At 66.8% G+C, this 1820-nt stretch carries 1 pseudogene; it reads right to left on the reverse strand.

Annotated elements, in window-relative coordinates:
* Nucleotides 1-1266: pseudogene (locus ACXJKL_RS20350) on the reverse strand (amino acid transporter); the annotation flags it as partial.
* Between the last annotated feature and the right edge of the window lie 554 nt (nt 1267-1820).

The raw sequence follows: 1820 nt of genomic DNA on the forward strand, positions 1-1820 counted from the left end.
CACTGCTACGGCTGCCGAGGTCATCAACGCCAGCACGCCCGTCGCGTACGCCCCGGCCTGGGCATCCACGTCGGCCTTGAACGCGACGGTGACGACCACCGAGATCAGGGTGAAGACCAGCACGAGGGGGCGGGTGGCACGGGCCCAGTCCGGCGCCATGCCGTAGCGGGGCAGGTAACGGGGCACGATGTTCAGCAGCCCCGCCATGGCCGAGGCACCGGCGAACCAGAGAATTCCGATGGTGGCGATGTCGTAGGCGGTGCCGAACCCCTCCCCGAGGTTCTCGTGCGCCAGGTAGGCCAGCGCCCGTCCGTTTGCCTCGCCCCCGGGGTCGAACTCGGCGGCGGGGATGAGGAACGTGGTGACGATCGCGGATCCCATCAGCATCACCGACATGATCAGCGCGGCGGTGGTCAGCAGCTTCTTGGCGTTGCGGATGCGGCCCGTCGGTTCGGCAATGGTGTCGCTGTTGTCGCCCTTCACCAGGGGCATGACGACGACACCAGTCTCGAAACCTGACAGACCGAGCGCAAGTGCGGGGAACACAAGCAGAGCCGCGCCGAGGACCGCCACGGGGGAGGCGTGGGCGTCGGATACGGCTTTGGTCCAGTCGGTGAAGGTGCCGGGATCCTGAGCGATGTGCCAGAACCCGTTGGCGACCACCACGGCGCTCAGCCCGATGTAGCCGACCACGAGGACCACGGCGAGGCCGATGGCCTCGCCGAACCCCCTGAGGAAGACCGCACCGAGGAGCGCCAAGAGGAGCAGGGTGAGCCACACCTCCTGGCCATGCAAGGCATCGGTGAGGAACGGGTTCTCCACCAGGTGCGCGGACGCGTCGGCCGCCGACAAGGTGATCGTGATGATGAACCCGGTGGCCACGAATCCGATCAGGGACAGCACGAGGACCTTGCTGGGCCAGTACGACAGGAGCCGTTCCAGCATCGAGAGACTGCCGTCGCCGTGCGGGCTCTCCTTCGCCACCCGCCGATACATCGGCAACGCCCCGAACAGGGTCACCAACACCAACATCAGAGTCGCCACCGGCGCGAGCGCCCCGGCGGCCAGCGCGGCGATGCCGGGCTGGTAGCCAAGCGTGGAGAAGTAGTCCACCCCGGTCAGGCACATGACCTTCCACCACGGCTTCACGTGATGGTGCGCCGTCGCCTCCTGCTCACCCTCGTAGAAGCCGCCCGGATCGGGTTGCTCACTGGTCTCCAGCAGCCACGTGTTGAACCGGCTCCGCTCATGGACATCGTTGCTCACGTCTCGGAGCGTAAGCGACCTACAAGACTCAACAGCCCCGGAGGTCCGGAGACTTGATTCCTCGCATGGATCTCTCTCATGGCACGTMCCTCGAGGTCCCGACCGAGCTGGGCACTACTTCGCTGGAGGTCCGCAGGGCGGTCCAACTCGACAGGGGCCGGCAGGACTGACTCTGGGTCGGCGGCGTTCACAGCCGCCGCCGCTCTCGGTCTGATCCGCACCTTGGCGACACTCGAAGATGTTGAAGGCTCTTTCGACGTCGTGCTGCTTGTCGTGGGGCTCGGCACCGCCCCATATCCGGTCGGGTCGACCGGTCTCACCCCCGCCGGAGTCCCCCGGACCATCGCCGCCCAAGCGAGGTCGTCAGGATTGCGTCAAGACTCTCGACCCGGTTCAGAAGTGGACCAGAATTGACCCACCATCTTTCGCGAGGGAGCGCTTCCATGGTCACCAGGGACTTCGGTTGGCGAACTGTGCGGCGGCGGCCTGTAGTCCGGGTCGCGGCCGTCCTGGGGCCGCTCCTGACGTGCGCGCTCCTGTCCACAGCCAGGGAC

The organism is Nocardioides sp. P5_C9_2, from assembly GCF_054049555.1.